The sequence below is a fragment of the Leptospira ilyithenensis genome (assembly GCF_004771005.1).
Taxonomy (GTDB): domain Bacteria; phylum Spirochaetota; class Leptospiria; order Leptospirales; family Leptospiraceae; genus Leptospira_A; species Leptospira_A ilyithenensis.
In genome coordinates this window covers 64,983-89,985 of sequence record NZ_RQHV01000062.1, presented here as the reverse complement: position 1 = coordinate 89,985, position 25,003 = coordinate 64,983, and the positions used below count along the sequence as shown (strand labels likewise).

22 protein-coding genes are annotated in these 25,003 nt (G+C 41.0%); 13 read left to right on the top strand and 9 right to left on the bottom strand.

Annotation, left to right across the window (positions count from 1 at the left end; genetic code table 11):
- A complete protein-coding gene (locus tag EHS11_RS17085; protein ID WP_135765592.1) occupies positions 1–492 on the bottom strand; it encodes an acyl-CoA carboxylase biotin carboxyl carrier protein subunit in 492 nt (163 codons plus the stop codon).
- Entirely contained in the window at positions 489–1,934 is a 1,446-nt protein-coding gene (locus tag EHS11_RS17080) for an acetyl-CoA carboxylase biotin carboxylase subunit (protein WP_135765591.1), read from the bottom strand. The genes EHS11_RS17085 and EHS11_RS17080 overlap by 4 nt, the downstream gene beginning before the upstream one ends.
- A 93-nt stretch (positions 1,935–2,027) precedes the next feature.
- Here EHS11_RS17080 and EHS11_RS17075 point away from each other — a divergent pair, with 93 nt between their 5' ends.
- Positions 2,028–4,007: an LTA synthase family protein gene (locus tag EHS11_RS17075; RefSeq protein ID WP_135765590.1), complete on the top strand. Its 1,980-nt coding sequence runs from the start codon at positions 2,028–2,030 to the stop codon at positions 4,005–4,007.
- A gap of 1 nt (position 4,008) precedes the next feature.
- Complete coding sequence (locus EHS11_RS17070) at positions 4,009–4,632, top strand: DUF2889 domain-containing protein (RefSeq protein ID WP_135765589.1); 624 nt, start codon at positions 4,009–4,011, stop codon at positions 4,630–4,632.
- Here the strand turns inward: EHS11_RS17070 and EHS11_RS17065 are convergent.
- Positions 4,612–4,929: a 7(1) septoil knot domain-containing protein gene (locus tag EHS11_RS17065; protein ID WP_135765588.1), complete on the bottom strand. Its 318-nt coding sequence runs from the start codon at positions 4,927–4,929 to the stop codon at positions 4,612–4,614. The two genes, EHS11_RS17070 and EHS11_RS17065, sit on opposite strands and share 21 nt — an antisense overlap.
- Before the next feature lie 112 nt (positions 4,930–5,041).
- On the opposite strand from EHS11_RS17065, the gene EHS11_RS17060 reads away from it, so the two are divergent.
- Complete coding sequence (locus EHS11_RS17060; protein ID WP_135765587.1) at positions 5,042–7,414, top strand: dual specificity protein phosphatase family protein; 2,373 nt, start codon at positions 5,042–5,044, stop codon at positions 7,412–7,414.
- A gap of 5 nt (positions 7,415–7,419) precedes the next feature.
- On the opposite strand, the gene EHS11_RS17055 is transcribed toward EHS11_RS17060, so the two are convergent.
- The 3 genes from EHS11_RS17055 to EHS11_RS17045 all read right to left on the bottom strand — a co-directional run bounded on the left by EHS11_RS17055 (position 7,420) and on the right by EHS11_RS17045 (position 10,162).
- The gene (locus EHS11_RS17055) at positions 7,420–8,040 is read right to left on the bottom strand and encodes a response regulator (RefSeq protein ID WP_135765586.1); all 621 of its coding nucleotides are present in this window, start codon (positions 8,038–8,040) and stop codon (positions 7,420–7,422) included.
- A 91-nt stretch (positions 8,041–8,131) separates the two neighbouring features.
- Complete coding sequence (locus EHS11_RS17050) at positions 8,132–8,932, bottom strand: lysophospholipid acyltransferase family protein (RefSeq protein ID WP_135765918.1); 801 nt, start codon at positions 8,930–8,932, stop codon at positions 8,132–8,134.
- 111 nt (positions 8,933–9,043) lie between these two features.
- Entirely contained in the window at positions 9,044–10,162 is a 1,119-nt protein-coding gene (locus tag EHS11_RS17045) for an LIC11274 family protein (protein ID WP_135765585.1), read from the bottom strand.
- 141 nt (positions 10,163–10,303) lie between these two features.
- On the opposite strand from EHS11_RS17045, the gene EHS11_RS17040 reads away from it, so the two are divergent.
- The 8 genes from EHS11_RS17040 (at position 10,304) to EHS11_RS17005 (ending at position 19,474) form a co-directional block, all read left to right on the top strand.
- On the top strand, positions 10,304–11,185 hold the full coding sequence (locus EHS11_RS17040) for a DUF2225 domain-containing protein (protein ID WP_135765584.1): 882 nt from the start codon (positions 10,304–10,306) through the stop codon (positions 11,183–11,185).
- Between the two features lie 3 nt (positions 11,186–11,188).
- On the top strand, positions 11,189–11,989 hold the full coding sequence (truA, locus tag EHS11_RS17035) for a tRNA pseudouridine(38-40) synthase TruA (protein ID WP_135765583.1): 801 nt from the start codon (positions 11,189–11,191) through the stop codon (positions 11,987–11,989).
- Between the two features lie 46 nt (positions 11,990–12,035).
- Entirely contained in the window at positions 12,036–12,608 is a 573-nt protein-coding gene (locus EHS11_RS17030; protein WP_246048011.1) for a hypothetical protein, read from the top strand.
- Entirely contained in the window at positions 12,605–13,948 is a 1,344-nt protein-coding gene (locus tag EHS11_RS17025; RefSeq protein ID WP_135765582.1) for an LIC11270 family surface protein, read from the top strand. The genes EHS11_RS17030 and EHS11_RS17025 overlap by 4 nt, the downstream gene beginning before the upstream one ends.
- Before the next feature lie 109 nt (positions 13,949–14,057).
- Positions 14,058–15,911, top strand: a complete 1,854-nt coding sequence (locus EHS11_RS17020) for an adenylate/guanylate cyclase domain-containing protein (RefSeq protein WP_135765581.1) — start codon at positions 14,058–14,060, stop codon at positions 15,909–15,911.
- A gap of 6 nt (positions 15,912–15,917) precedes the next feature.
- Positions 15,918–17,819, top strand: a complete 1,902-nt coding sequence (locus EHS11_RS17015) for a FecR family protein (protein WP_135765580.1) — start codon at positions 15,918–15,920, stop codon at positions 17,817–17,819.
- The gene (locus tag EHS11_RS17010; protein ID WP_135765579.1) at positions 17,819–18,814 is read left to right on the top strand and encodes a hypothetical protein; all 996 of its coding nucleotides are present in this window, start codon (positions 17,819–17,821) and stop codon (positions 18,812–18,814) included. Before EHS11_RS17015 ends, EHS11_RS17010 begins: the two co-directional genes overlap by 1 nt.
- Positions 18,815–18,841: 27 nt before the next feature.
- Complete coding sequence (locus tag EHS11_RS17005) at positions 18,842–19,474, top strand: hypothetical protein (protein WP_246048010.1); 633 nt, start codon at positions 18,842–18,844, stop codon at positions 19,472–19,474.
- On the opposite strand, the gene EHS11_RS17000 is transcribed toward EHS11_RS17005, so the two are convergent.
- The 3 genes from EHS11_RS17000 to EHS11_RS16990 are packed head-to-tail and all read right to left on the bottom strand — an operon-like array spanning position 19,460 to position 22,519.
- Entirely contained in the window at positions 19,460–20,545 is a 1,086-nt protein-coding gene (locus EHS11_RS17000; RefSeq protein WP_135765578.1) for a DUF1574 domain-containing protein, read from the bottom strand. The genes EHS11_RS17005 and EHS11_RS17000 overlap by 15 nt on opposite strands.
- An 11-nt stretch (positions 20,546–20,556) precedes the next feature.
- A complete protein-coding gene (locus tag EHS11_RS16995) occupies positions 20,557–22,035 on the bottom strand; it encodes an MBOAT family O-acyltransferase (protein WP_135765577.1) in 1,479 nt (492 codons plus the stop codon).
- A 7-nt stretch (positions 22,036–22,042) separates the two neighbouring features.
- Positions 22,043–22,519 (bottom strand): NYN domain-containing protein, encoded by a 477-nt coding sequence (locus EHS11_RS16990; protein WP_281282589.1) that lies wholly within the window; start codon positions 22,517–22,519, stop codon positions 22,043–22,045.
- Between the two features lie 76 nt (positions 22,520–22,595).
- Here EHS11_RS16990 and EHS11_RS16985 point away from each other — a divergent pair, with 76 nt between their 5' ends.
- Both EHS11_RS16985 and EHS11_RS16980 read left to right on the top strand, forming a co-directional pair.
- The gene (locus tag EHS11_RS16985) at positions 22,596–23,351 is read left to right on the top strand and encodes an SDR family NAD(P)-dependent oxidoreductase (protein ID WP_135765576.1); all 756 of its coding nucleotides are present in this window, start codon (positions 22,596–22,598) and stop codon (positions 23,349–23,351) included.
- Between the two features lies 1 nt (position 23,352).
- Positions 23,353–24,807, top strand: coding sequence for an FAD-binding oxidoreductase (locus EHS11_RS16980; RefSeq protein ID WP_135765575.1), 1,455 nt, complete (start codon positions 23,353–23,355; stop codon positions 24,805–24,807).
- Positions 24,808–25,003 lie beyond the last annotated feature (196 nt).

Below are 25,003 nucleotides of genomic sequence, written 5' to 3'. Positions count from 1 at the left end.
CTAAATTTTGTCTAATAAAATCAACGGCTCATCCTGTTGCACGATTTCTCCCTGCGATCTCAAAACCTGGTTCACCTGACAATCAAAAGGTGCTTTGATCGCATTTTCCATCTTCATTGCCTCCAATATCAGAATGGTTTCTCCTCGGGAAAATTTTTTGCCTGGCTCACCAAACATCTGTATGATCTTTCCGGGCATCGGGCTTTTGATCTCAGGAGAATCGTTCCCGGACAAGGCCAACTCTCTTTCCTTTCTGCGAAAGGACCAGGTGTCCCCCAGATAATGTAGGAAAATTTCATTTCGAACTTGCAAGTAGGTAAGAATACTTCCGGTTTCAAATACAATCTGTCCTCCGAAAGGAGACTCGTTTGTTTTACTTTTGATCTTGAGAAGAGAAACGGTTTCAACCTTCCGACCATGAATGATCTTTACGTTGTTATGTGAAAAGATAAGGGAAAGCTCACCCTCGTGCGTATCCAATCGAAGCATCATGCAGACTCTCCCGAACTCACCCAAGGATCTGTTATTTTAGTTTCCGCACCGGCAAGACCTGCCAGTGCCAATCGAACGGGGAAAGAAACATTTTGGCGGAGTAGTTCTTCTTCGTTCCCCGCAATAAAATGAGTGGAAACCTTGCCTTCTCTGAATCCTTTCGCATCCGCCAGGTTTTTCAAAAAACTAATATTTGTTATAGGTCCAAAAACGATTGTCTCTTTTAACACCTGTACCAATTTATCAATGGCTTTGGTTCTGGTTTCATCCCATACTATCAGTTTTGCGATCATAGGATCATAATACAATGAGATTTCCGATCCGGATACAATCCCCGAATCCACGCGGACTCCTTCTCCTGTCGGAAATTGAAGCGCGTGGACTTTTCCGATGGAAGGTAAAAATCCGTTGGAAGGATCTTCCGCATAAATCCGAACCTCGATGGCATGACCTGTCTGCTCCGGAGTTTCGGGAAGTTTGCCTCCTTCCGCCACACGGATTTGCAATTCCACAAGGTCAAGACCTGTAGTCATCTCGGTAACAGGATGTTCCACCTGCAAACGGGTGTTCATTTCCAAAAAATAAAATTCACCTTTTTCACCTAATATAAATTCGACGGTGCCCGCTCCTTCGTAAGAAACGGATTTTGCCGCTTGGACGGCGGCCTTTGCCATCTGTTCTTTCAAAGAAGCCGGATAATGGGGCGCCGGAGTTTCTTCGATCACCTTCTGGTGCCTTCTTTGCAAAGAACAATCCCTTTCGTGCAGATGGATTACATTCCCGTGCTGATCTCCGAAAATCTGAAATTCAACATGGCGCGGATTGGAAATATATTTCTCCAAAAGGATACGATCATCTCCGAAAGCTGACAATGCTTCCCTTTTTGCGGACAAAATCATTTCTTCCAATTCCGAAGCGGATTCCACTCTGCGCATTCCTTTCCCGCCGCCGCCGGCACTCGCTTTTGCCATAATGGGATAACCGATTTTGTCAGCTTCTTTTTTGAAACGATCCATGGATTGGTCTTCGCCTTCATATCCCGGAACGATGGGAACATCGAACTTTGCAACTAACAAGCGTGATCCGATCTTGTCTCCCATTGCCCGAATGGAAGAAGGTTTCGGACCTAAAAATTTAATTCCTTTTACGGAAAGCTTTTCCGCAAATTCAGCGTTTTCAGAAAGAAATCCGTAACCTGGATGAACTGCATCCGCACCGGAATCTTCACAAGCCTTGAGGATCATTTCCTGATTCAAATAAGACAGCCTTGGCTCAGGAGGACCAATATGGATCGCTTCGTCCGCAAGTTTCACATAGAGACTATCTTGGTCGGCATCCGAATAAACGGCAACAGTCTTGATTCCCAAGCGTTTTGCAGTGCGAATGACTCGAACTGCAATTTCACCCCGATTTGCGATTAAGATTTTTTTAATGTGAGACATGAGTAAAAATCAGAGTCCAATTCCACAGAAAATAAATCAACAATGTTTGGAAGCGAGTTGACCGCTCTCTTTTTTCAAATGTCTTGGATCGGAATGAAACTACTATATCGCAATTTGTCCTTTTCGGATAAATTATTTCTGGGATACTCCCTATCCTTTTTGTCATTATTCACAATTTTCAGAATTATTTTTCTTTTTGCATATTCTTACAGACTAGAATCCTTCCAGCTTAGTGTCATCTTACATGCGTTTGCGGTAGGGCTTCGTTTTGATTTGGCAACGACGGGAATGCTTCTAGGAGCCTTCTATATTCTCTCCAAACTCAGCATCTTAAACAGGTTTCGTTCCTATCGTATCCTTTGGTCCTTTCCACCCATCCTGATATTTGCCTGGAGTATCGCTCATCTTTCGGGAGATATGCTCTATTATGAAAATGCAAACAAACATATCGGCTATGAAGCAATCGTCTTCTTAGCAGACATGCCGATACTCATTCGATCTGCGATCCATGAAAGCCCTATTGTGATGATTCTTATCATTTCAGGGATCATCGGTTTTCTTCTGGTTTCCTTTTACGGCTATCAAAAATGGATTCTTCCCCAAGGGAACGAACCTTTTTCATTTTATAAATTTTTTATCTCACTGTCCTTAGCTTTTTTTCTTACCATCATACTCACAAGAGGAGGAGTTCAGGAAACTCCTCTAAGAGCAAGCAATGCGATTTTTTCCGAAGATACGTTCGTAAACAATATTCCGTTGAACGGGATTTATACGACTATCATGGACCTCAAAAGTCAGTCCATCCCCAAAGAGTTGAAAATGGATTTGAGTGAATCCTATGCATTGGTTCGGAATGAAATTGATTATCCCGAAGCCGAATTTGTAAACCTTCCCAATTATCCTCTTCTTCGCAAACAATTGGAAACGAACAAATCAAAACCACCAAACATCGTTTTGATTTTGCAGGAGTCCTGGACGGGGAAATTCGTTTGGCCGATCGGCGACGGAATCATACACGGAAAAGAACTCACCCCTTTTTATAATAAACTTGCCAAAGAAGGACATAGTTTTAAAAGATTTTTTGCCAACGGAGGAAGGACATCCAACGGATTACTTTCCATGCTGACAGGAATTCCCGACAGACCGGGACTAACAGCCGTTCGCACTCATCAGGTGCTCGGAAATTTTTCCGGTTTGGGAAACGTATTCAAACGCTGGGGATACGATACCATATTCATAACCGGCGACGATTTGCAATTCGACAGTCTCGGAACCATCCTTCCTCATTGGGGCTTTCAAAAAATAATCGGCAAAAAGGAAATTGAAAAAAAACACCGATTTAAGATCGGAGCCTGGGGTTATGACGATAGGGATATATTGGAAGTACTTCATGATGAAATCAGCATTTCCAATAAAAATGGAAAACCGTTTTTGGGAACGATCCTGACGATGACAACACACTACCCTTACAAAGTTCCCGATTCCAAATTTGAAATCTACGATCCATCTGTCCAGGACTACGACTATCTGAATACATACCATTATGCGGATTGGGCTCTTTCCGATTTCATCAGTCGCGCTGAAAAATCGGACTATTTCAAAAATACGATTTTTGTTTTCGTCGCGGACCATACTCATCATAGATATTTGAATTACTTAGAAGATAGAAACGTTCCTTTCCTGATTTGGGCACCGGGGAAAATCAAAGCCAAGTTGGACACAAGAACAGCATCCCAATTGGACGTTCTACCGACTATATTAGGTTTGGTGGGAAAGGAAACCTACTTTTCCGCAATGGGAAAAAACCTTCTTTCTTCCGGAAAAACAAAAGAATCCGCCTACTTTGCCTATGGGGTAGCATTCGGTTGGATTGAAGAAAATCAATTTCTAGTCCAATGGGTCGACGGAAATAAAAATTTCACTCTTACCGCAAATCCTCCTCTCGGCGACAACGAAAAGTGCAAACAAACGCCTATTTTATGTTCTACGTCGTTGCAAAAAGCAAAAGCATACTTCAATTTATCCATTGAACTGATGAACAAAAACAAGGTTTTTCCAGGGGGAATGTTATAATATGTCAATCCGCAAAAAAATGCAGTATACTCCTGTCGGACTGGAAAGAAATATGAGTGTTTCTTTCTGGTGGTTTTTCGATCAGTCTCCTTCCCGAGCGGTGATCGAATCCAAGATCTATGACCGTTATCATGATATCAGTTTACTCATTGAGATAGATCTCACCAAACAAACAATCATCGATACTGAAATTGAAGAAAGAAGAACTCCTTTCGCCACATGCCCCGGAGCCATCTCCGCATACGGATTTTTAAACGGGGTCAAATTCAACAGACCTGGACTCGAAATCGCCATCCGGGAATCTATCCCCAAATCGGGAGATGGGTGCATTCGAATCGACCAACTCCTCTTTTATGCAGTGGATAATTTTGTTTCCGCACTCGCATATGAATTGAAGAGTCGCCAAATCCCCGATAGATGGAATGAAGAAAGACACGCTCCCGATGCGGAACCTTTCGAAAAGAGAAGTGCCGCAGTGCATCAATGGTGGATCCGGGACAGAGTGATGAAAAACAGTTGTTTTACGATGAACGTAAAATTTTCAAATGAAGAGAGCCGCAAGTCTTTGGAAAAAGAACCTACCATCACAACTATGTTACTCGGTTTACGGAACCCCGGGAAATGAATTCACATATTGGATTTTAAAATCAGGGAAACTGTTTACAATCTGAACTTTAAAGTCGGGAAATGAATTCACAACTTGCCATTTTCCGCAATCATTTGGAAAAGAATCAACCTGTTGAACCTTTAAATCGGGAAAACTATTTACAATCTGAACCTTAAAGTCCGGAAAAGAATTTACAAACTGAATTTTGCCAAAAAGTTTTTGACCTTTGAATTTGCAATCGGAGCCGATATTACCTGCTAGTAATACCGGACTGAATATAAAAAATCCGAAAAAACCGATTAAAAAAAATTTCATACTTTGACCTTTTATTTGGAAACCAGAATTTATATTTTCCATTTTTAAACTTTTACAAGTAATATAAGATAAAAAACTCGATTTTTTTACAATAGGCGGTCAATATTTTTCCATGCCTAAGGAAGAAGCTATTCTATTCACCCAATGCCTCCAGAATGATTTTACAGCTCTTTTGGACAAATACGATCCCATCCCGAATGCACTTCACGTAGGTTATGCGGAATCAAATCGTCTCCTGGGTGAAATGACGGAACACGGACCGGTTTATTCTTTGATAGATTGGGCTTATCAGACCGATCCGAATCGATTGAAAATCATTCATATCAGAGATTGGCATGACCCGAGCTCTCCAAACCAAAAAGATCACTTACGACAGTTTGGCGATCATTGTTTGAAAAATTCAAAAGGAGCGGAATTTGTATTTCAACCCTGGATTCAGGATTTTTCCGATAGGCATTCGATTGTAAACGCTTCGGGATTGAATGATTTTGTAGATACCGATTTGGAAACAGTACTTCATCCCTACAAAGGGAAAAAATTAAAAGTGGGAATCACGGGAGTCTGGACCGAAGCGAAAGTTACCTTTCTCGCTTATGATTTAAAAACAAGATACCCTGAATTCGATATCGCCGTATGTTCCGCACTTACCGCCAGCTCTTCCCTTTCCATGCATTTCATTGCTTTGGATCAACTTAAACAAGTATTAGGTATTCAGATCTTTCCTTCGATAGGAGCTTTCACGGAATTTCTCACCGGATCCCAACCTGATCTGGAAAAAAAAATCACAACTCATTCCCGCGTTTCTTCCAACCATTTGAAACTGGACCCCGAATATCCTATCTCGGATGCGGATAAAAATATTCTTCTCTATTTGTTCAGAGATTGCAAAGAAGCGGAATTCAAAACATTGGACGGCGGTTTTTCGGGAAACGTAGTACTCAAATCAACATCGGTGGATGTATTGGGACATACTCAAGTTCCTTGTGTTGTTAAAATAGGAAACAGGGATCTGATTGCAAAAGAACGTACATCTTTCGAGCGCATCCAGGAAGTTTTAGGAAATAATGCACCTTCCATCGTTGACTTTTGCGAACTGGGAGAAAGAGGAGCAATTAAATATCGTTATGCGGCGATGCTTGACGGGAATGTCCGCACTTTTCAAAAGATGTACGGATCGAGTGATGATTTTGAAAAAATCGACAACGTCATCAATATCGTTTTCAAACAGCAATTGGGTAGGTTGTACCAAGCGGGATCTTCGGAAAAGTTAAACTTACTTGAGTATTACGATTTTCAATCCAAATATGCAAAATCCGTCCGAACCAGGGTCGAAGGTCTGCTCGGTGGCCTGCAAACGGGAAACACAATTGAAATTCTCCGGGGAGTCTCCGCCCCCAATCCTTGTATCTTTTATGAAAAAGATCTGACTGTTTTAAAGGAGTACAATGCGATCAATCATAACCTAGCATACGTTCATGGAGATCTGAACGGGGCCAATATCATTCTGGATGCTCAGGACAATGTTTGGATGATCGATTTTTTTCACACTCATAGAGGCCATATCCTTCGGGATTTGCTCAAACTGGAAAATGATATTCTCTATATTTTTACAAAGATCGAAACGGAAGAAGAATTGAAAGAGGCAATGGAATTGACCAGGATTCTTACAAGTCAAGAAGACCTGGGAGTTCCTCTTTCGTTTGACGTTCCCTTTTTGCTTTCAAATCCGAAACTGCGAAAAGCATATCGGGTGATCGCCAAACTCAGATCCTTGTATCCTACTTTGATCAAAATGGATCGGGATCCTTATCAAACCCATGTGGGATTACTGCGTTATGCGATGCACACTCTTTCTTTCGACGAAAGTAATGAGGTTCAGAGAAAATGGGCGCTCTTCACCGGAACCGTTTTAATTGATAAAATCAGGGAATACATTCAAAAATCGAAAACATTGCGAATTGATTTTCTCAAAGGAGAAGGAAAAAACAATTCGGAGCTGATTCAAAATATCGGCCTCACCATTCTACCCGGCAGAAAAGACAGAGGCAGAAGTTTAAGCGACGATATAAAGGAGATGAAAAAACAAAAGGTAACTCATGTGATCAGTCTCATCACGGAACAGGAGTATACGGAATATGGTGTTCCCGAAATGAAGAAGGAATATGCAAATGCGGGGTTTGCAACATTTTATCTCCCTACCTTGGATCAAAGGGTTCCCACCTTACATTCATTTCACGAAACGATAAAATGGATGGAAAAGGCTCTTCAGCAAAAGGGAAAAATACTGATTCATTGTGTAGGAGGGCTCGGGCGATCGGGCACACTTGCGGCAGGGTATTTGATCGGGAAAGAAAAAATGACTGCCAAAGAGGCGATTCAAAAAGTAAGAGAATCCAGAAGCGAAAGAGCAGTAGAATCCAGAGAACAGGAAAAGTACCTAAATGAATTCGAGAAAGAATTCCAGGAAAACAAACAAACCGAATAGATACTTTAAGCTGTTACTTTTTCTCTGATGATTCGAACCAGTTCGGGAAAAGATTTTACATCGAACTTACCCTTCAAACTGATTAGAACTTCTTCCAATTGTTCTTTGGAAATATTTGCTTCAGCCAAAACTTTCGCCAATGTATGACCTTGTTTCAATTGTCCGATGATGGATATTTCCAATGAATTGAACTTGGAATCCCCTTCCGGTTTTTTAGAATTTTGAGAAAACTGTTTGGAAGTAACAAACTTTCCATCCATAACCACTTGCAAACTTGCGCCTAAGGTAAGAGGGTTGTCGGACTTGAGAATGTATCCGTCCGCACCGGCTTTGACCGCATTTCGGAAAGTCACCATATCGTCTTTCATCGTATAGACTACGATTTTCATAAGTTGAAAGTTTTTCTTTAGGTCAGGAAGAATTTCCAAACCGTCCGATTCTTTCAGACGAAGATCCAAAAGTAAAATATCAGGTCTGGTAAGACCGATTTGTTTGGCAAGACCGACGTTATCATCCCACTCGCCTACCAATTCAAATTCTTCAGTTGCAGCAAGTGCCCGCTTAACTGCCGTTCGAATCAGAAGATTGTCTTCAACTATAAAAACTCGCTTTTTATTTTTAAACATATACTTATTATACGCAATGCTATCAATATATATATCGGACAACAACTAATATTCTGTGGAAAATGTAGGAAAAGTTCTTCCTACACCGGTTTTAGTTTAGGGATTTCATCAGTTCTTGCTCAAGAAGAACATCTAACTCTTTCTTTTTTGTAATCATCCGCTCTTGCAAGTGAGCCTGCATCTCTTCATAATTGGGAAAGTCTTCGGGAAGGATCGTGCCTAATTCCAGATAGCCAATCGTATTGTTTTTAGGTTTTTTTTGGTAATTTGAAATCCCGGATTTCAATACTACATAAACAGGAATCTTTTGATCGAATGCTATTTTGATCATTCCCTTTTTCAAGGGCTGGATTTCTTCTGTATAAGTATTACGACCTTCCGGATAGACGATAAAGGAATTTTCCTTAATACCACCTAACAAATTCCTTACGGAAATGGCAATTGTCCTTGCTTTGGAGTTATCGAATACCTGCGAACCCATCGCAAGCATCCACCAATAAGCAACGACCGTCTTTTTGATTACTTGGTTGGCAAGATAAGGTTTGCGAATCACATAACAATCGTAAGGAAAGTCCATCTCGTTTACATGATTCAAAAAAATCAAATGTCCCTTTTCGGGAGGATTGATCGCATTGAATAAAATCACCTTTGACTTTGTATACTGCCTGACGTCCTCACCCCAAAGCCTGGAGCCTTCCAAGAAGGAATCAATCCTCGCCTCTGAGTCACCTTTAGCGGCTTTCCAGACTCCTTTCATCATATAAGGACTGGCTTTCCCCATAACAAGAGGAATTACTCGGAAATAAACCTTCATTACAAGATGTCCGTAGCTTGCAGGTTGCCCATGTAAATTTCTTACTAAAAAATTATCAAGAATTGGAATTTTAACCACAAGGACAGTTAGAGGGAAATAGGTTTGTGAGGAAATAAAAAAAGCCACAGTCTTCTGTGGCTTTCTTCACATGTGAGTGAACAACTATAAACTAAACGGAAAGAAAAATTTTTATTGCGCTTGAGTATTGCCCGCCGGCGTTGCAGGTTTTGCGGGGATATTCAAAGCCTTCTTTCTTTCCTGATCATATTTCAAGAATACCATATTGTTCGAATCGATTTCATAGATACGACCGCGGGTGTCCGCATAATCGACTCTATATTCTTCCGGAATACGGACATCAAACATGGCTTGGAGTCTATGATCAAAACGAATGTAAGGGTTGTTACTGAAATCATAAGTAACTCCTTCCACTTTCACCGGTTGACTTTCGGAGAAATTGCCGTTTTCATCACGCATCGGCTCCGACTTTGCTTGAGAATTGTTCAGGAAATAATTGTCGTAAGGATACTTTAACTTGTATATGTTGATCGCATTTGCTTTGGAATCACGGGAAAGGCTGATCGAACCGAAGTAGTTTTCAATACGGAACTTTCTATGAGAAGGTTGGAGCTTTTGGTGTTTCTCCAAATTTCTTTCCACTTTAAGAGCGTTGATCCTAGCATCCTTTGCAAGACCCAAATGTCTGTAACCCAATTCCATGTTTTTTTCAATGGTGTATTTGTTATAAACATAATGAACTTCTTTTGCATCATACATTCTGCGCGAAAAAGGAGCTTCTCTCGGTTGATCCATTACATCCGATCGGAAATAAGAACCTTTTCCATATTCAATGGAAATATCAAGCAAGGCTTTGTCCAAAGGGTTGTTGGCATTTTTTCTTTCCATCGCCACTTTCATCATCTCTTCCGCACGCAGGATGTACACTTGAGATAACTCTTCCAACATTTTCTCAACACCTAACTGGCATTCTAAGAACCTTTGGTAGGAAGCAACGTAGTTTCCTTCAAAATAATACTGAAGCCCTTCCTGGTAAATCCGCTTGGCTTCCAGATATTTTTTGAGGCGAAAACCTTCTTTTCCTTCTGCCGCATTGAGTGGAGCAGGATTGCCTTCCGGGTCTTCCCCTCGGAAATTTTTGACGATCGGCTCTAACTCGCGTAAGTAAGTAAGTAGTTCGATACGCTTTTTATAAGACTTATTGGAGACAGCTTCCGCAAAAAGAAAGTTTTGCGTAGCAAGAGTCATAATTAGGATCAGAAAGGATTTTTTCATAATGCTGCCGTTCATTCCGTTTCCGTAATTTCCTTCTTGGGAAGAATCTTACAAGTAATTTCAGGGATGCCCCTGTGAGGATTATCGGAGAAATATGATATTGGATTGACAGATTGTATTTTAAAATTGAGCCTTTTCCTAGATTTTTCTAAGCTTATGTCCATTGCCGCCTCCGCCAATTCCAAAAAAGTATCATTCCGAGCCAAGGAAACGACTGTTTGTCCAATTTGTGACGAAAACCACCAAAAAGAACAGATGTTCCAGGGAGGTGGACGGCTCATTGCGGGGAAATTATCCCAAGATCTACGCCGTTTGTATGAAAAAAACAAAAAATTCGGGCGTGTCAGCCCGATGGATTATGTCCTTTCCGTTTGTCCCCGTTGCCTTTATTCCTCTTTTCCCAAAGATTGGTCCGTTATTGCCCCTGCAGAAAACGAAGCATTGCGCATGCAAGTGGACATCCGAAGGTCTTATATCGAAAAAATCCTAGGCCCATTGGACTTCCATGGGGACAGGCAATTGGTTTTGGGGGCTGCCTCCTACCTTTTGGCAATGGATTGTTACCAACAAAGAGGCCCTTCCGTTGCACCTACTCCCAAAAAAGCAGTATGTGCGATCAGAGGTGCCTGGTATTTTTCGGATCTGCATGATGAATTTCCCGAATTAGGTTACGACAAAATCAGAGATTTACTCTACCAGAAAGCGGCTGTCACCTACGGGACAACCCTGGAACTGATGCAAACAGGGCAAGAACCTGTAGACCAAGCTGCGGGAATGCTCGGGCCCGATACTGACAATAACTGGGGATTCGACGGAGTCATTTACCTCAATGCATATCTGACCAAACGATTCAAAGACCAAATGGCCCCAAAACCGGAAGACCAAATCCTGTTATTATCCAGAGCGAAAAGAACCTTAGCCAGGTTATATGGTTCAGGAAAATCATCCAAAGGAAAACCGGGACCTATTTTGGAAATGTCCAGAGAACTTTACGACGAATACAATATTCTGATCGAATCCCTCGGGGGAGAAAAGTAGAGATTGCCCAATTACGCTCTCGTGGTTGAGTACGATGGGGCTCTATTTTACGGCTGGCAAAAACAAAAAAAACTGAAAACCGTGCAAGGCACATTAGATGAAGCCTTAGCGGTTGTTTTACGAAGAAATCCTCCTTCACGTATCTTTGTCGCCGGTAGAACGGATACGGGAGTTCATTCTTTGGGGATGGTCTGCAATTTCAGAACGCTCGAACCCATTCCCAACCTTCATAAGCTGATCGTTTCCATCAATGCGTTGTCCGGAAAAGGAGTCAGCATTAGAAACGCTATCGAAGTTCCGAATGAATTTCACTCCAGGTTCTCCTGTGATGCCCGCGAATATGTTTATCAAATCTATCACGGAAAGTATGAAAATCCTCTTCTGAAAAACAGGGCCTATTGGCTGAAGTTCAAAGTGGATTGGGAGAAAGTGGAAAAAGAATTACCTACTTTGCTCGGTGAAAAAGATTTCAGTTCTTTTGCCAAAGCAACTTCCATTCGGGGAAAAAAAACGGTTCGAAAAATTTTGTCCGTAAATTTGGAAAAAGACAATTTTAATGGGAACCTTTTCAGAGTTAGAATTCGGGCAAACGGGTTTATGCACAATATGGTGCGGATTACAGTAGGAACTTTACTAGACATCGGAAAGGGACGTTGGGAATCTAGATCCATTGAGTCAATTTTGGAAGAAGAAGACCGCAGAAAAGCAGGTATGACTCTTCCTCCTTACGGTCTGTATTTTGTCCGAGCCTACTACGAAAAATTCCCTGAGATTAATGAACTATACAAACCGGTCCTTCCTTAAATATTATTTTTTCCTTATTCTACTAGGGTTTGTTCCATCTTCTCTTTTGAGTCAAAACATAGAAGACTATCAAAAAAGACGTTATGAGGTGGGGGGATGGGTAGGTGCTGCCAATCCGTTTCCCGGAACTCCGGCAGTGCGATTTTTAGACACGACTCTAGGCGGCGGATTCTATGCCAGGATGCCTTGGCCCTATATTTTTTACACGGAAGTAGGCGGAGGTTACTCGGTATTTCTTTCCCGATCGGAAAGATCACTTACCGTGATGCCACTTTATGCGGCGCTCGTTTATAAAATTCCCATTGAAATGCCCATTCAATTTTTTCTAAAAGGTGGCGGAGGAGAAGCCTATGTGGTTGCTCGTCCTGCGGATACGGCTCGTTGGGATCCCATGCTTTATGGAGGAATGGAAGCCAGTTTTATTGCCGGTCGCCGAATTCGAATTGGAATTCGTGTAGATTATAATAAAGTAATGGAATCGAATTTGAATATGCCTCCGCAATATACTTATCCGCTAGCAAGTCCTTACGACGATCCAAGGCTTTTAAATCCGAACGCTTATAAATTGCAGAATGCCGATTTTTTCTACTTCGGGTTAGTCGTGGGAGTCTTGTTATGAGATTCGATTTATTACAAGTGATTCGCTATTTTTTCCTAAGCGTTTTCCTTGTGCTTCTTTCCGATTGCAAAACCAAGATCGATCTCGGCAAAGAAACCTCCCTTCCCGTTCTATCTACCTTATTTAACAACCGTATGTTGTTGCTTTTGAAAGGTACTTATTCTACGGATTCTCCTCTCGACTGGGCCGAACTCAACGGAGGATTAGGAACCATTTACCTGGACAAACAGGATATAGGCGACGGGACCGGCGGAGATCCTGCCATGAGCACAAATGATTTGCCTTTGGCCAAAGATCTTCCTATTTTTCTGGATATAGGAGAAGTGAGAATCTCAAGTAAATATACGAAAGGGTTGAATGATCTGACCCAAATCAAAGACGCGCTTGATTCCAGAAAATTCTGGAGCTTCATTGCCCCCAATAGACAAGTATTTTGTACAGTTCCCTACTCATTTGATGATGACACTTGCAAACAGAACAATGGAGTTCAAAAGGCATATGATTTTTTTAACGGAATCGGTGCCCAGTATCCTTCCAACGATCCTTCTGCGGAAACTTGGGGTTATGACAATTCCGCAGAAACCATCGCTACTCTCAGTGCGGTAGGGAAAAGTTTTTTAGGAAGACAGTATTATTATTCGGGCATTTATTTCCGCTCCATAGTGACCGGTTATGCAAAAGATGCGGGAGTTCCCATTTTAACCAGCACCAGATTTGACAACCGACTTGTTTACGGTTTGAATATCGTTCCCCGGAACAATTACCTTCCCGGTACAAGTGCCGTGGCAAAAACTCAAATCGTTCCCAAGATGTTTCCCGTTTTATACTCCCAACAACCTACGCAAGCCGACATGGAAGTGCGGGACGGATTTGATCCTTATATCCTTGAAATCCGAACCAATATCAAAGAAAATCTAATGGTTCATTCTTATACAACCAGCCGTAGTACTACTGTTACCTATGTAGGTTATAGCGATGTGTTCAACGATCATAACGGAGAAGGAGACGCCGGAGGCAATTTACTTTCCCGCGCGAGAATCATCTATCCGGAAACTGCCTCCAGTTTGGTGATCACAGGAGGAGGAGGTTCTCTCAGGCATGTATTTGCGATTTTTCGCAATACGGAAGGAAATTACACTACAACCCTTCCCCTTGCGGCAACACCTTCGAAACCCACTGCAAAGATCAAATACCTAAACCCTGGAAGCTATAAGCTAGTTTGTTTGGGCGATGTGAGTAAAATTGACGGATTTCCCGACACATTTGTAGCGGAAACCGAGTTTTCCATTCCCGAATATCCTTTTCGCTCTACGTACACAGTCAACCTGACCTGCCCGTAATTTAGTCAAAAAATTGCAAAATCTAACGGTGAATTAATTCTAGATTATCATGTTTTTATCTTTTTTTGTAAGTGTCGAATTTGAAAATTAGGTCATTCAGACGAAATCTATGCGCCAAATCATAACGAATATTACAAACCTGTTTATCAAAGATGAGAGCAATTCTTTGGAATCGCAATTCCCCATTCGATTCAAATTATTAATGATCATTTCCTTCGTTCTTCTTTTTTCCGTATCCGGGGTGATCTTTCTCGCTTCCTACTTCTTCAGAAAAGATAGTGAGGTGCGGGTAAAAGAAAACAATATCAAGATCAATGATATTCTGGCATTGGAAGTCAAATCGGATCTGGAAACAATCAGACAAGACGTTCATATTACAGCTTCTGCGATCATAAGAAATCCGAAAATTTCCTCCGTCATCGCAAAGGAATTATTCGAATCAGATTCAAGTTTCATTTTACTTGGTGCTTATGGCCCTGGAATGATTCCTCAGTTTGAAGTATACAATGAAGAATTCTTACAGAACTACGATTATAATAAATCCGAAATTCGCAACCTGATGGGAACGATGAAAGACAAGGTCAAAAAAGCCTATTCAGGATCAACGGTAATATGGAATGCGAGTCCTTACTTCCGGCACCCCATGTTATGTTTGGCATTCCCTCTCTCCGAAAAGAAAGACACAAATACAATTTTAGTCACCTTAGTGAAGTTAGATCGTTTATTGGATGCGTTTCAGACTTCAGGGACAGTGGAAACAATTTTGATAGGGGACGACGGAAGTGTTCTTGCTCATCCGGATGCAAAAATCGTTCTTTCCGGCTCCAAATTAAACGATTCGCCAATAGTGGAAAAAATGAAAAAGTCCACTGTAGACAACGGCCAATATCGTTTTGAAAACAAAGACGGGGTCAAATTTCTAGGATCCTTTAAAAAATTGACGATAGGCAGCGTAGGAGTCATTTCGCAAGTAAGAGAAGATACAGTATTCGCAGAAGTAAACAATATCCAAAAACGAAATGTTTATCTTCTGATTATTTCTCTTGCTTTGGCATTTATCGTGGTTTATATTTTTGCAAAATCGCTTTCCACTCCCATCCTCGCACTTGTCAGCGCCTCCAAAAAAATCGAAGCGGGTCAATACCATTTGGATTTGAAATCAACTACCAGGGATGAGATCGGAGTACTTACCAAATCATTCGTTTCCATGAGCCGGGGTTTAGAAGAAAGGGAAAAGTTAAAAGATTCCTTCGGAAAATTCGTAAACACTGAAATTGCGGAACTTGCCGCAAAAGGAAAACTATCCATCGGAGGAGAAAGAAAAAACTGTGCCGTTTTCTTTTCGGACATTCGAAGTTTCACATCCATTTCCGAAAAACTGGAACCGGAGGATGTGGTGGAATTTCTAAATCAATACATGAGCGAGATGGTAACTTGTGTTAAAGAAACTGGTGGAATCGTAGATAAGTTTATCGGAGATGCCATCATGGCAACCTGGGGAGCTTTGCGTTCCACAGGAAACGATTCTTTAGACGCAGTCGAAGCATCCGTCAGAATGCGGGAGAGACTTCTCATCTTCAATAAAGGAAGAGGCAGTGTCAAAAAACCGATCATTAGAATCGGTTGCGGAATCAATACAGGAAACGTAATTGCAGGCCAAATCGGTTCTTCCGACAAGATGGAATACACAGTTATCGGAGATACGGTCAACTTGGCATCAAGAGTGGAATCATTAAATAAAGAATCGGGAACGGACATTCTAATCTCGGAAAACACATACGAAGACGTCAAAGACAAATTCAATACAGTAAGTATGGGAGAAATTAAGGTAAAAGGAAAAGCAAAAGCCCAAAAAGTTTATGCAGTGCTCGGAAGAAAGGGAGATTCCAATTGTCCTAAAAATCTTCAAGAGTTACGAAAGTTAGTCGGTATCCCTACCCCGGATTCTAAAAAATCCAAATAGAAAAATATGAAATTAGATAAACGCGATTTACGCATTCTCACTCTATTGATCATTATAGCAGTCGTCTTTACCGGACTATTCTATTATGATTTAAACAAAAAAATCGATATCGGCGACAGAGAAGTCATCGGAACGATCCATTTCAAAAACAATATCGTTCAAAGAAAACTGGAAGATCAGGTTGTTTGGGAAAGATTGGAAAACAACAGCCCGCTTACAAACAAAGATACGATCCGTTCGGAAGCTTTTTCCGATGCATTGATCCGTTTGAATGATGGAACGGAAATCAATATTGATGAAAACTCAATGTTCAACCTGGATCTTACGGGAGAAAAACCGAGTCTCGAATTTTCGCAAGGTTCCCTCCAAGTTAAAAGAGGTTCCTCCAAAGAATCCAACATAGTCATCAAGTCACAAGGAAGTGAAATCGACGTTACTTCGGGCGATGTAAAGATTGAAAAAGAAGGCCAAAAAGATTTGAGCCTTTTTGTTGAGAAAGGAAGTTCCAAATTAAAACATAATGGGAAAGAAGTGGATGTGGAAAGCGGAAGAAAAGCCGAGCTAATCGAAGGAAGCGAAGTTACTGTCAAAAAAATTCCCGTCCGTCTGGTATTGCCCATATCGCAAAAACTATTTCTAATCGAAGGCACGGATGCGGATGTGGGATTTGAATGGAAACTGGATCCGGGATTTTCAGAATCTTTAATCGAAGTTTCACGATCTCCCCAATTCAAACTTCCTTTGATCGAATCAAAGGTAAGTAAAAACAAATTCACCGCTTCCTTAAAAGAAGGAACCTATTATTGGAGAGTCAAAACCAAAGACACCAAAACCAATAAATGGGAATCAAGCGATACAGGAAAATTTTTCGTAGCGAAAGACGAACCGCTCAGACTGGATTCTCCGAGCAATGCGGCCGAATACAGATTTGTCGCCAATCCTCCTATGGTAGGATTCAGTTGGTCCAAACTCAATACTTCCCGTTCTTATAAATTTGAAATTTCCGATTCCAGCCAATTTTCGAATATTATAAAAACCTTAGAGACTGAAGGCAATACGATCTCACTCGATGATTTAAAGGAAGGAACTTATCACTGGAGAGTGACCGCCCGCTCTTCTTTTCCCGGTTCTCCCGACAAAAAAACGTCTTCACATAGTTTGGTGATAAAAAAAGACGATACTTACCCTGCCCCGATTATCATTCGTCCCGCAAACGGATCGGAAATCACGCTGGATGAAATTCAAAAAGGACAAGCCATTATGATTTGGGAAGGAAATCCCGAATTGATAAAATACAAATTGGAAATTGCAAAGGACGCGAAGTTCGCAGCAACAAATCTTTCCAAAGAAACTCCTGGCAATTTCTTTCAACCCAATTGGAAAGAATTTACACCTGGCACTTATTATACGAGGGTCAGAGGATTTTCTTCCGATGGAAAAGAAGGGACCTCTTCCGTAGCTTCCAAATTCAGCATAGTGGAAAAGAAAGCCCCGGAAGAAGAACCTAAAAAAGAAGAAAAAGTAGATAAACCGAAACCCCCTCCTTTGGAACTTATTTCTCCAGTAAACAACATCGTCGAGATGAAAGGCAAGAATAGTCTGGACTTCTCCTGGAAAGCAGGACCCGGTTCCGACAAATACGAATTTGTTCTTTATCAGATAGAAGGTTCCCGCCGAACAGCAATTTACCGAGCCCAGACAAAATCCCTCAATCTATCCATTCGGGATCTGACGATTTTGGACGAAGGCACTTTCTCATGGGAATTATTGGAACATAGAGACGGAAACCCCGCTCAGTCCAGAAAAGGAAACTTTATCATCGCTTTAGACCAATTAAAAACCCTAAAACCGAATGATATCGAATTCATTTCTCCCAAACGACTTTATAAAGAAGGAAAACATAAATAATGAAAGTTCGCTCCAGTCTCATTTTCTTAATATCACTGAGTTTTGTTTCTTCACTGATTGCGAGCGAACTCTATAAATTTGTAGCTTGGAAAAATATTCCGGACGCAAGCGGTTATCAAATCCAAATCAAAGACACGCAAGGCAAAGTGGTTGTAGATAAAAAAATAGAAAAGAACTATTACTCGGTACAAGATATCGGTGTGGGAGATTATTTTGTTCGCACGGCACCTTTGAATATATTCAAAAAACCGGTTGTATGGTCTCCTTGGAAAGAGATGGAAATATTGATCTCGGAAGTACCTACTGTTGATTCCAATAAAGACAAACCGAAACTCGCGCTTAAAATTCAAGAATCGGAAAAGGATCAAAAGCAAGTTTCGGAACTGGAAATCCAGGGGGATCATTTTTTGGATGTTACCGAAGTGGAAATTTCCAAAGAAGAAAAAAAATTACCAATCATAGGCAAACAATTCAAAAGCGACAAACGTATCGACGTAACAGTCGACACGACAAACGCGAGCGCGGGGGACTACGACTTAACAATTGTTAATCCTTTCCAGAAACCTCAAACCATTTCCAAGTTTTTAAAAGTGGAAGAAAAGAAAGAGCCTGTAGTGGAAGTTCCCAAAGAGAAATCGCTTAATTCCTTCACTTACCCTGAACTCATGGCTTTCCTGAATGCAAACAAAGCCGAGTCTTGCCCGATGACAGGAGTTCCCGGACCGACATTGAGCGAATGTTATAGTGATTATATCGTTTTAAACCAAAAGACAAATGATGCAAAAGATATATTTGCTTTTTATAAATTGATCAGTGAAAATCAATCCGATAGATTTAGTTCTTATACTTATTTTGAAGGAAAATGCAAGCCGGTATTTCGCCCTGCAAAAGAAAGGATAGTAGATTTCCTAGGTAAAAGACGAGGATCTCTTGATCCGGAAGAAATCTTCAGATTGGAGGAAACCATTAAAAAAATTGACTCTTGTTCTGAATAAAGGGATATTCGTGATATAATAAAATATATGAATTCGAGTCCTATGAAAGATATGTTTGTAAATGCTTTTTTTTATCTTCTGGTTTTCAGTTTACTCTTACTAGGGACATTGAATGCGGAACCACCGGGTTCCTCTTTGAGCATGAATGTTAAAGAAGTAACTGCAAGATTGCAGGATCTGGCACTCTATCCGACTCTTTCTAAAAAAAGACTTTATGGTGCGATCAACAAAGGCGGTGCGATTCGTTTCGATTTAAAAGCTTCGGAAGCAGCTCCTCAATCCTTAGGAATCGGCATCGCGGGTGACGGAACTCTCAAAGAGTGGCAACTAACAGTATTTAGTGGGAATGGTCCTGAAGAAGTGGCGCCTATACTCCGTAAAGAAAAAATCACCGGAGAAAACCAATGGGTATTCGAGATCCTCGCCCCTCCGGACGAAGTCGTCATTGAAATCAGAAATTTAAATTCTTCCCATGCGATTGCAGTTGTGGAAGTGATTCACGGATATTATTTCGGGTATTCGGTGGATAAAGAAAACACAAACAAACCTGCCGTGCCGAATCCGGCACAAAAACAAAACCCTACGGAACCGGAAAAACTCTCACCGAACGATTTGCAAAACAGAGTGGAATTCATCCGTACTCCTTTACGGAACGAATGAAATCAGTTTGTTCATAATATAATCCGTATAGGCAGGATAACAAGACGGAGACATATGTCCCGCATCGCTAAAAGCATCACAAGTATAATTCGGATCATCGTTCATATTCCAAAAAGGAATGTTTTTAGTTTTGTGGAAAGCAGACATCCTGGGCATCCAATCTTCATAGACAGTACCTTTTTCCCCGTCTTCCAAACCGACTTCCTTATGACGAATATGATCCAGATAAGGTACGGACAAACGCACCCAGACCACTGCAGATTTTACCCCGAGCCGATACGCAATATCAATTGATTTGTCTATAAAGGTTAAAGTATTTGCAGAAAAGCGAAACGGAACCAGATAAGAATGAAAGTCACCTAACGCAGATTTTTTGAGAAGCTCGTCCGACAGAATCGCTTCATGAGTTCCGGGAGTAATGGCCGACCCCTTCCCTTTTTCCAAACGACTGAATAGATTATCACGAAGTTCGCGATAAGGGTATAAAAACGATTTTTTGTTTTTCGCACGGGCAATGATTGTTTCCAGTTTCGGTCTGTATTGATAAGTCCTGAACATTCGTTTTGCGATCAGCGTGGAAACCTCGTCGGTAGTAAATAAATTCATATGACGAAGCACAAAAGACACGTCCAAACCGTTGGTAAGAGTTTCATCTACTTTCAGAGTTGCTGCGGAATTATAAAGTTCTACGGAATGATCGAATAGAAAAAAATCAGGCTTCACCCCGTCCGATTCGAACTTTTCCATCCACTGTAATGTATAATCCGATTTTCCACCAGGCACGGAAAAATTGAACATGATCCAACCGGGATATTTTTTCTGAATGTAAGAATTATCAAATAATAGAGCTCTTGAGTTTCCGAAATAAACCAGAACCTTGTCCCGTTTCTCAAGTTTGAGATAATCTTTCAAAGACTTGTACAAATCGTTTTTTTGAATGTAGTTAATGTCCGAAAGTGATTTGGAAAAATAAGTATGAACATTTTCCAACAGGATCAATTTGTCCAATGCGAATGTCAGGGCGATTGCCAAAAAAGGAATCAGTAAAAACTTATGTTTGAATAAATCCATATTTGTCCCTGTTAAAATTTATAATAAATGAAATCGCCGCCGTCTTGGGAAAGAGTCGCTAACATAAAAATAGTGAAGACTCCGATGATAGGCGCGAGATAAGCATCGTATTTTCTATACTTGCTCCAATACTCCGGAAAGTATTGAAAATGATGAAACAATAACAATACCACAGCCATATAGCTCACCCTTTCCAGGTTTTCTATATGGGAAAAAGAATAGAGTGATCCGTTCCCGAATAAGGAAGTGGCTCCCACAAGCCAGGAATTCGAATCCGATCCGACCAAAGATTCCAAAGAAGAAGGAAGATGAGTGAAGATACCGGCAAACAGATCAACCATCAAACTCGCGCTATTTGATCGAAACATAAGACCGCTGATGGAAAACAACATAAAAACAATCAGAGCTTTCAAAACGATAAGGACTTCGTTTTTTGCAGGAGTGAGTTTCCATCCCAGACGATCCTCGAGAAATTTTTCTCCGGCCAGGATCACTCCCCAATAAAATCCCCAGCAGATAAAAGTATAATCCGCTCCGTGCCAGAACCCGCCCAATGTCATAATGATGATCAGATTGAGATAGGTTCTGAACTCGCCCAACCGAGAACCGCCTAACGGAAAGTAAATATAATCACGAAGCCAAAAGGAAAGAGTGATATGCCATCTCCTCCAAAGTTCCCTTCCCGAAAGGGAAAAGAAAGGACCGGTAAAGTTTTCAGGAATTTCAAAACCCAAATACAATGCAATGGAACGCGCCATATCCGTTAGTCCGGAAAAATCACAGTATACCTGGATGGAATAACAAACTCCGGCCATAATGAGAGAAAAAGAATCGTAATTGGACGGACTACTGAAAATGGGCGAGATCGTAGTGGACATCGGATCTGCAACTAACACCTTTTTGATGAGACCCGACATCAGAAGATAGGAAGCTCGATACATTTTTTCTTTGTCCGGATTCAACTTTTCCAGATTGGGAAAAAAATCCGTCATTCTCATAATCGGTCCCGCTATCAGAACGGGAAAAAATGCGACGAATAAAAAATAATCAAATGCACTCACCGAAGGTTTGGAAGGATCACGGTAAGTATCGACTGCCGCAGCAATCACTTGAAAGGAATAAAAGCTGATAGCGAGAGGAAGTACAATATGGACTAGATTCGGAACTTCTTCAAAGAACGGATAACCTGTCACGTCCGCGAGGAAACGGTTAAAAAAATAAAAATATTTGAAAAATCCCAAATTGAGCAAATTAAAGCTGACGGAAAGGGACAAAATCCGTTTACTCTTTGTTTTGCGGATCTGAGTATATAAAAAATAATTCAGCGCGATGACTGATAAAAAATGAATTGTGAAGAGAGGAGAAAAATAAGCGTAAAAGGAAATACCGGATAATAATAGAAACGGTTTTCTATAAGAACGAGGGAGTCCCCAGTAAAAAAGATACACGACGGCGAAAAAAATCAAGAATGGGATTGAGTTAAACAACATGGAATAGTTATGCTAAAAATTGTTTTTCCCAGTAATCTTGGTCTTTGGTCGCTGTCAAGCCTTCTTTAACTTCGTCTATTTCAGCTTCTTCCTTGGCTTCGAGAGAGGCCAACCAATCTTTGTAAAACTCTTCCGAAGTTTTACGTTTGGCTCTGATCCTTCGGGCAAAATTAACGATCTCTTTGTCGGATGTTACCACCAAACAATGAGAAGGAATCGGCGCTTGTTTCAAATAACCTATAATCAAATCGTCCGCTTTCTGGTCATGACTGTAATGAACCGACATTCCTTCATAATCTTCCGAGTAACAATCCGAAAGAAGCTCCTTTTTGCCGTCGAAAAATACGAGGACCTGGCAGCTCTTTTCTTCCTTGTAAAACTGCCATAGATATGCCAAAAGCCCTTCCCTTGCTTCATTCAACCGGTAATCGACCAAATAAAAGGCCAAATCGGGGAATTTGTAGATCAAATTCATCCCATCCACTAGGATTCGTTGGTTTACAGACACTTCCCCTATTGAATGAACTTGCCAGATTCCCTAAAACCAAAAAATAGGAGCCATAGTGAAAAAAATAATCGTAATCGGTGCATCAAGCGGGATCGGAAAAGCCATTGCAGAGGCTGAATTGAAGAACGGATCGGAAGTGGTTCTCGTTGCCAGAAGGGAAAAAGAATTGAAGGCAATCGCTTCCAAATGGAACAAAAAAGGGCAAACGAAACCCGCCATCCTGGTCGTAGCGGATGTAACTCAATTCGCTTCTGCGGAAAAAACAGTTGCGAAAGCGATAGGAGAACTAGGCGGGTTGGATGAAGTATATTACGCTTCGGGAGTTATGCCTGCAGTCGCATCCGACGAATACAATATTGCAAAAGATTTGCAGATGCTAAACGTAAATACACTCGGAGCCGTTGCCTATATCAATCCGATCGCTACTTACTTCGCAAAACAGGGCAAAGGTAAAATCGTAGGGATTTCTTCCATCGCCGGGGAAAGGGGTAGAAAAGGAGCACCAGTCTATAACACATCAAAGGCGGCACTCAATACTTACCTGGAAGCTCTGAGAAACAGGCTTGCCGAAAAAAATGTTCAAGTAACAACGATTAAACCTGGATTTGTAAAAACGGAGATGACTGAAGGTTTGGATCTTCCCGAAAAAGGACTACTGAAAGCAATCACCTCCGAGGAAGCAGCAGAACAAATTCTAAAGATAGTTGCCAAGGGCAAAGACGAAGCCTTCGTGCCGGGAATCTGGAAATTGGTTGCTCTTATTATTGTTAATATCCCCAATTTCATATTTAAAAAATTGAGTATCTGATATGGTCGCAAAAAAAGTTTCCAAAACAAAAACATCTCCTCTGAAAATCGAACTGCCCAAGCCAGAAAAGGTGGAGGCTTGGGGAATGAACAAATATTCGTTAAGCTCTGTTTTGCGACCGACAACAGTAGAAGAAATTCAAAGTATTTTTCAAAATGCAAATCTCAACGGAACCAAGATCGCATTAAGGGGAGGAGGATGCAGTTACGGAGACGCCTCCATCAACAGCGAAGGAATTGTTTTGGATTTGACCGAGTTCAACAAAGTATTGAATTTCGATACGAAAACGGGAATCATTACAGTTCAATCCGGTGCAAGAATCAAAGACCTCTGGGAAACGGGAATTGGAAAAGGTTTTTGGCCGCCGGTTGTTTCCGGAACGATGATGCCTACCGTCGGCGGAGCACTTTCCATGAACATTCATGGAAAGAACAATTTCAAAGTAGGTACAATCGGCGAACATGTAAAGGAATTCACATTCCTCACGGCAAAAGGTGAGATTTTAAAATGTTCGCCAAAAACAAATTCGGATTTGTTCTATTCCGCCATTTCCGGCTTTGGAATGTTAGGTTGTTTTCTAACGGTTCAGATCAAAATGAAACCTATCTATTCCGGCAAGATGCGAATATTCCCCGTACTTGTAAAAAATTTCGATGAACTTTTCGATTATTTTGAAAAAGAATACAAATCTTCGGACTATCTGGTGGGTTGGATCGATGCTTTTGCAAGCGGTGCCGCCATGGGCCGTGGACAAGTCCACAAAGCAGTCAATCTAAGCGAGGGGGAAGATTCCGATTTTCCGGATAACTGCCGTTTGGACAAGCAACATCTTCCTACACGGCTTTTCGGAATCATTCCTAAAAAATGGATGTGGATTCTGATGAGGCCTTTCAGTTTCAATTTGGGGATGCGACTTATCAATTTTGCAAAGTATGTTGCGAGCATTCTCGTAAATAACAAACCTTATCTCCAAGGTCATGCAGAGTATGCATTTTTATTGGACTATGTTCCCAACTGGAAATTTGTTTATAAACCGGGGGCAATGATTCAATACCAGGTATTCATTCCGAAAGAGACTGCAAAAGAAGCGATGAAAAAAATCTTTTCTCTGGGCCAATCTTATGGAATCATAAACTATTTGTCCGTATTCAAAAAACACAAACCAGATCCGTTTTTGCTCACCCATGCAGTAGACGGATTCTCAATGGCAATGGATTTTCCGGTAACAAAGTCCAATAAACAGAAGTTATGGGATCTTTGTTATGCGATGGACGAAATAGTTTTGAAAGCGGGCGGGCGTTTTTATTTTGCAAAAGATTCCACACTTCGCAAAAGAGTGATGGAAAGTTATTTTCCGAAAGCAAATCTGAAAAAATTTTATACCTTGAAAAAGAAATACGATCCGAAGGGGATTTTGCAAACAGATTTGTATAAGAGGATCTTTCTTACAGACTAAAAAACCAACCATATATTCCCTTTAGTTCAGTTTGCAAAAGAAAACTTTCCTCCGGGTTTTTGCCGGAGGCTTGGATCTAAACCGTGATATAATTCGGGCTCGTTTCTATGATTTGAATTCCAAAAGAAGTCCCACTAAAAAGAAGATGATTCAATACAAAACCCAACGCTTCTTTTTTCAAAGCCTACATAGGAGT

What these genes read in the sequence shown, in the direction of transcription:
- EHS11_RS17065 (WP_135765588.1), bottom strand. Translation starts at nt 4,929, where the DNA reads ATGAAATTTTTTTTAATCGGTTTTTTCGGATTTTTTATATTCAGTCCG.
- EHS11_RS17025 (WP_135765582.1), top strand. Translation starts at nt 12,605, where the DNA reads ATGAGATTCGATTTATTACAAGTGATTCGCTATTTTTTCCTAAGCGTT.
- EHS11_RS17045 (WP_135765585.1), bottom strand. Translation starts at nt 10,162, where the DNA reads ATGAACGGCAGCATTATGAAAAAATCCTTTCTGATCCTAATTATGACT.
- EHS11_RS17055 (WP_135765586.1), bottom strand. Translation starts at nt 8,040, where the DNA reads ATGTTTAAAAATAAAAAGCGAGTTTTTATAGTTGAAGACAATCTTCTG.
- EHS11_RS17005 (WP_246048010.1), top strand. Translation starts at nt 18,842, where the DNA reads ATGAATTCGAGTCCTATGAAAGATATGTTTGTAAATGCTTTTTTTTAT.
- EHS11_RS17070 (WP_135765589.1), top strand. Translation starts at nt 4,009, where the DNA reads ATGTCAATCCGCAAAAAAATGCAGTATACTCCTGTCGGACTGGAAAGA.
- EHS11_RS17040 (WP_135765584.1), top strand. Translation starts at nt 10,304, where the DNA reads ATGTCCATTGCCGCCTCCGCCAATTCCAAAAAAGTATCATTCCGAGCC.
- EHS11_RS17060 (WP_135765587.1), top strand. Translation starts at nt 5,042, where the DNA reads ATGCCTAAGGAAGAAGCTATTCTATTCACCCAATGCCTCCAGAATGAT.
- EHS11_RS17000 (WP_135765578.1), bottom strand. Translation starts at nt 20,545, where the DNA reads ATGGATTTATTCAAACATAAGTTTTTACTGATTCCTTTTTTGGCAATC.
- EHS11_RS17010 (WP_135765579.1), top strand. Translation starts at nt 17,819, where the DNA reads ATGAAAGTTCGCTCCAGTCTCATTTTCTTAATATCACTGAGTTTTGTT.
- EHS11_RS17020 (WP_135765581.1), top strand. Translation starts at nt 14,058, where the DNA reads ATGCGCCAAATCATAACGAATATTACAAACCTGTTTATCAAAGATGAG.
- EHS11_RS16995 (WP_135765577.1), bottom strand. Translation starts at nt 22,035, where the DNA reads ATGTTGTTTAACTCAATCCCATTCTTGATTTTTTTCGCCGTCGTGTAT.
- EHS11_RS16980 (WP_135765575.1), top strand. Translation starts at nt 23,353, where the DNA reads ATGGTCGCAAAAAAAGTTTCCAAAACAAAAACATCTCCTCTGAAAATC.
- EHS11_RS17085 (WP_135765592.1), bottom strand. Translation starts at nt 492, where the DNA reads ATGATGCTTCGATTGGATACGCACGAGGGTGAGCTTTCCCTTATCTTT.
- EHS11_RS17080 (WP_135765591.1), bottom strand. Translation starts at nt 1,934, where the DNA reads ATGTCTCACATTAAAAAAATCTTAATCGCAAATCGGGGTGAAATTGCA.
- EHS11_RS17015 (WP_135765580.1), top strand. Translation starts at nt 15,918, where the DNA reads ATGAAATTAGATAAACGCGATTTACGCATTCTCACTCTATTGATCATT.
- EHS11_RS17075 (WP_135765590.1), top strand. Translation starts at nt 2,028, where the DNA reads ATGAAACTACTATATCGCAATTTGTCCTTTTCGGATAAATTATTTCTG.